The following is a 4,293-nucleotide window of genomic DNA, read 5'->3' on the forward strand; positions in this document are numbered from 1 at the left end:
GCCCCCCGCAGGGCGCCCGCTTCACCGGTCCCGCCCCCGAGGGCGACCAGAAGCCGCAGCCCGGCCCGCAGCAGGGCCAGGCGGGTCCGCAGCAGCCGCAGTCCGGTCCGCAGCAGGGCCAGAAGGGCCAGGAGCAGGGCGGCGATCCGGGCATCACCGGTATCTACCGCCACCCGGAGTCCGGCCACAACCAGCCGCCCAAGGGCGAGGACGGCGTCCGGGTCATCCGCAAGCCCTGACCCCGCGGTTCCGCCCGGACGGGAGCGCCCGGGGAGCCCTCCCCGGCCAGTCCTCTCCGGGCCCGCGGCGAGCCCTCGCGGCGCACCGGTCCGGAACGCGATCCGGGGGTGGGGACCACGTCCCCGCCCCCGGCGTTTTGTGGCCCGATGTAGGGTGACGTCCGCCTTGTCGCAGGCTGTCGGCTACGATGCCGACAGCCATGATTATCCGCGCGGCCATCCGGTCGGACCTCGGTGCGATTCTGCGTCTTCTCAGGGAACTCGGCGACACCACCCACGCGCAGAGCGCGCACGTTCGCATGTCCTCCGCCGCCGTACGCGCCTGGACGCGGATGGAGAACGACCCCGACCGCACGATCCTCGTCGCCGAGCAACGCGGCCAGATCATCGGCACCCTGGACCTGCTGGTCGTGGCCAACCTGACCCACGACGCCCAGCCCTGGGCCGTGGTGGACAACCTCGTGGTCGACCCCCTGGCCCGGGGCCGGGGCATCGGCCGGGCGCTCATGGAGGACGCGCTCGACCGCGCCACGCGGGCCGGGTGCTACAAGGTGGAGCTGCTGGCGCACGAGAACGGCCAGGACGTCCACCGGTTCCACACCGCGCTGGGCTTCGACAGCTCCGCCGAGGGCTTCCGCCGCTACCTGTGACCCGCGGGCGTCAGCGCTTGGCCGCCGAGCCCCCGCTCAGCGGCACACCCCGCATGAACACCACGGTGACCAGCCCGATCACGGCGATCGGGATCCCCGCCAGGAACACGCCCTGCATGGCGTGGTCGAAGGCGCCCACGACCACCTCGCGGACCGGCTCCGGCAGCGAGTGCACCAGTTCGGGGGAGCCCTGCGCGGCCTCGGCCGCCTCCGACAGCCCGACCGACAGCTCCCGCGCCCCCGAGTCGGTCCCGGCCGCGGCGTCCGCCGCCACCCGGGCCCGCGCGTCGGCCGACGCCTGGGCCAGCTCGCCGTTGAGCCGTCCCACCATCACCGCGCCGAACGCGGCCACGCCGGTGGCGCCGCCCAGGTTGCGGAAGAACACGACCGAGGCCGTGCCCGTGGCCATGTCCGCCAGGGGCAGGGCGCTCTGCGTCGCCAGCAGCAGGATCTGCATGCACAGGCCCAGCCCCAGGCCGACCATCACCTGGCCCGCGACCACCGTGGTCAGCCCGGTGTCCAGATAGGCCAGGCTGAGGGCGGCGAACCCGAACAGGCACAGGGCCATGCCCGTGACCGGGTAGGCCTTCCACCGGCCGCTGCCGCCCACCGCGTAGCCGGAGCCGATCGAGGTGAGCAGGAACGAAGCCACCAGCGGCAGCGTCATCAGGCCCGACACGGTCGGCGTCATGCCGTGCACCATCTGGAGGTACTGCGGCATGTAGATGATCAGGCCGAACATCATCATCCCGACGCAGGCCGACCCGAGCGAGGACAGTACGAACGTCCGGTCGCCGAACAGGCGTGCCGGGATGATCGGCTCCCGCGCCCGCCGCTCGACCACCACGGCCGCGGCCGTGAGCAGGAGGGCCCCGGCGCCCAGGGCGTAGGACAGCGGCGAGTTCCACGGGAACTGTGTGCCGCCCAGGCTGAGCAGCACGATCACGGTGCTCGCGGCGCTGAAGATCAGCCCGGCGCCCAGCCAGTCCACGGGCGCGTCGCGGCGGGGGACGAAGGGCATGGTGAACATGAACTGGATGACGACGAAGGCGAACAGGGCCAGCGGCACGGTGATGAGGAAGCACCACCGCCAGCCGAGCGGACTGTCCACCAGGAACCCGCCCACCAGCGGCCCCAGCACGGTGGACACCCCGAACACCATGCCGATGAGTCCGCTGTAGCGGCCGCGCTCGCGGGGCGGGACCACGTCTCCCAGGATGATGTTGGGCAGTGTGGCCAGACCGCCGACGCCCAGCCCCTGGAGGGCGCGGGCCGCGATCAGCCAGTTGATGTCCTGCGCCAGGCCCGCGGCGACCGAGGCCACGATGAAGATGCCCAGGGCCAGCTGGAAGAGGAGCTTGCGCCCCCAGACGTCGGAGAGCTTGCCCCACACGGGGGTGGAGGCCGTCATCGTGAGCAGGGCGGCCGTGGCGACCCAGGCCAGGCGGTCCTGGCCGCCCAGCTCCCCCATGATCGTCGGCAGGGCGGTGCCCACGATGGAGTTGGTGAGCATCGAGGTGAGCATGGCCAGGACCAGGCCGACCATGATGCGGCGCACCACGCGGCGCGAGGGCAGCCCGGGGGCCTCGTCGGCGGCGGAGACGGCCGGGACGTCCGCCGCGGGGGCGTCCCCGGGTGGGGCGTCCCCGGGTGGGGAGTCCGTCAGCGGTGTTTCGGTGAGGGGATCATCGCAGGTCCGCGTCCGCGCGACCGCCCGGGGTTCGACGCCCGGGGGAGTGTCCCCGGCTCCGGCTCCTCCACGCAACGACTGTTCCACACAAGCCCCCGATCACGGACGCACAAAAGGCCCCGCGGCGTGCTGCCGGGGGCGTCGTCCTGTCCTCAGGTATATGTAAACACTGTTGACCTGTCAAATCCATATCTCTCCGCACGTTTCGGTATGCGTCGGTTCTCCGGAAGTGTCAACCTGGAGTACTGACCGCCAGACCGCAGCCGCCAAGGGGTACGCAGATGGACCGTCCGGAGGAAACCGGAGGCGGCCCCGGGCCGACGAGGGGGCGGGAGGCCACCAGAGCCCGCATTCTGGCCAGCGCCAAGGAGCTGTTCACCAACGAGGGCTACGGTTCGGTGTCGTCGAGGATGATCGCCGCGCACGCGGGGGTCAACGTCGCGCTCATCAACCGCTACTTCGGCGCCAAGAGCGGACTGCTGACCGAACTCCTGCGCGAGGACGGCGTCTTCCCGGGGCTGATCGAGGGCGAAACCGCCACCCTCACCCGGCGCCTGGCCGAGCACGCGGTGAGCCGCCTGCACGGCGAGGCCACCGCGCTCCAGCGCGCGCTGGACGACTCCGCGGGCGACCCCGACCTCCAGGCGGTCTACCAGGGGCGGATCACCAGCGCGATGATCGACCCGCTGACGGTCTACCTCGGCGGGAACGACGGCCGGGCGCACGCCTCGCTGCTCTCGGCCGTGATGCTGGGGCTGACCCGGGTGCGCGTGGTCGAGGGGGCCACGGCCCTGCGCGCGCTCGACCGCGACCGGCTCACGGACCGGATCCAGGCGCTGCTGGACCTGTGCATGGACGACTTCGCCGAGGACGACGGGGACGCGCCGGCGAGCCGGTGACCACCGGCGGTCCCGTCCGCCCGGGCGACACGTTTTGCCGGGTCGGCAAAGAACGTCGCGCCCGGCGGACCGCGCGTGGAGAGTGGGGCGCGGAGGTGGTCGACATGACCGGTGAACACGCGGCGGACTCCCTGCCCGAGGAGATGGGCGAGGACTTCTGGAACGAGCGCTACCGCTCACAGGAACGGATCTGGAGCGGCAGGCCCAACCGCCACCTGGTGGCCGAGGCGGCCGACCTCGAACCCGGACGGGCGCTGGACGTGGGCAGCGGCGAGGGCGCCGACGCGATCTGGCTGGCCGAACGCGGCTGGCGGGTGACCGCGCTCGACATCTCGACCGTGGCGCTGGACAGGGGCGCCGCCCACGCCCGAGAGCGGGGCGGGGAGGTGCCCGGGCGCATCACCTGGAAGCGGGCGGACGTGACCCGCTGGTCCCCGGACGAGGACGCGTTCGACCTGGTGATCTCGCAGTTCATGCACCTGCGCGAGCGCTGGCGCGCCCGGTTCTTCGCCGCGCTGGCCTCGGCGGTCGCGCCCGGGGGAGAACTCCTGGTCGTCGCGCACCACCCCCGGGACCTGGAGGAGGGCGTGCCCCGCCCGCCGGACCCGGACCTGTTCTACACGGGCGACGAGGTGGCGGCGGCCCTGCCCCGGGAGGAGTGGACCGTGCTCGCCGACGAGGTCCGCGCGGGGACGGCCGTCCTGGACGGTGAGACCCACACCGTCCACGACCTGGTGGTCCGCGCCCGCCGCGAGGCCTGACCGGAACCGGCCCGCGGCGTCCGGCGGTCGGCCGGGGCCCGCGCGGGCCCCGGC

The 4,293-nt window shown here is 73.1% G+C and carries 4 protein-coding genes and 1 pseudogene; 4 read left to right on the top strand and 1 reads right to left on the bottom strand.

Annotation, left to right across the window (positions count from 1 at the left end; translation table 11 throughout):
* Together DQW06_RS13055 and DQW06_RS13060 are read left to right on the top strand one after the other, a co-directional pair.
* Nucleotides 1-239 (top strand): annotated as a pseudogene (locus tag DQW06_RS13055) (cell division protein DivIVA); the annotation flags it as partial.
* Nucleotides 240-439: 200 nt separating this feature from the next.
* Nucleotides 440-889 carry a GNAT family N-acetyltransferase gene (locus tag DQW06_RS13060; protein ID WP_019609259.1) on the top strand — a complete coding sequence of 150 codons (450 nt, stop codon included), beginning with the start codon at nucleotides 440-442 and terminating at the stop codon, nucleotides 887-889.
* Nucleotides 890-899: 10 nt separating this feature from the next.
* Here DQW06_RS13060 and DQW06_RS13065 read toward each other — a convergent pair whose 3' ends face one another.
* The gene (locus tag DQW06_RS13065) at nucleotides 900-2,654 is read right to left on the bottom strand and encodes an MDR family MFS transporter (RefSeq protein WP_013156472.1); all 1,755 of its coding nucleotides are present in this window, start codon (nucleotides 2,652-2,654) and stop codon (nucleotides 900-902) included.
* 206 nt (nucleotides 2,655-2,860) lie between these two features.
* On the opposite strand from DQW06_RS13065, the gene DQW06_RS13070 reads away from it, so the two are divergent.
* Nucleotides 2,861-3,478, top strand: coding sequence for a TetR family transcriptional regulator (locus tag DQW06_RS13070; protein ID WP_013156473.1), 618 nt, complete (start codon nucleotides 2,861-2,863; stop codon nucleotides 3,476-3,478).
* 104 nt (nucleotides 3,479-3,582) lie between these two features.
* Nucleotides 3,583-4,239 carry a cyclopropane-fatty-acyl-phospholipid synthase family protein gene (locus tag DQW06_RS13075; protein ID WP_198662440.1) on the top strand — a complete coding sequence of 219 codons (657 nt, stop codon included), beginning with the start codon at nucleotides 3,583-3,585 and terminating at the stop codon, nucleotides 4,237-4,239.
* Nucleotides 4,240-4,293: the final 54 nt, after the last annotated feature.

Origin of the sequence: Nocardiopsis sp. TNDT3 (assembly GCF_003427465.1) — a bacterium.
Taxonomy (GTDB): Bacteria; Actinomycetota; Actinomycetes; order Streptosporangiales; family Streptosporangiaceae; genus Nocardiopsis; species Nocardiopsis dassonvillei.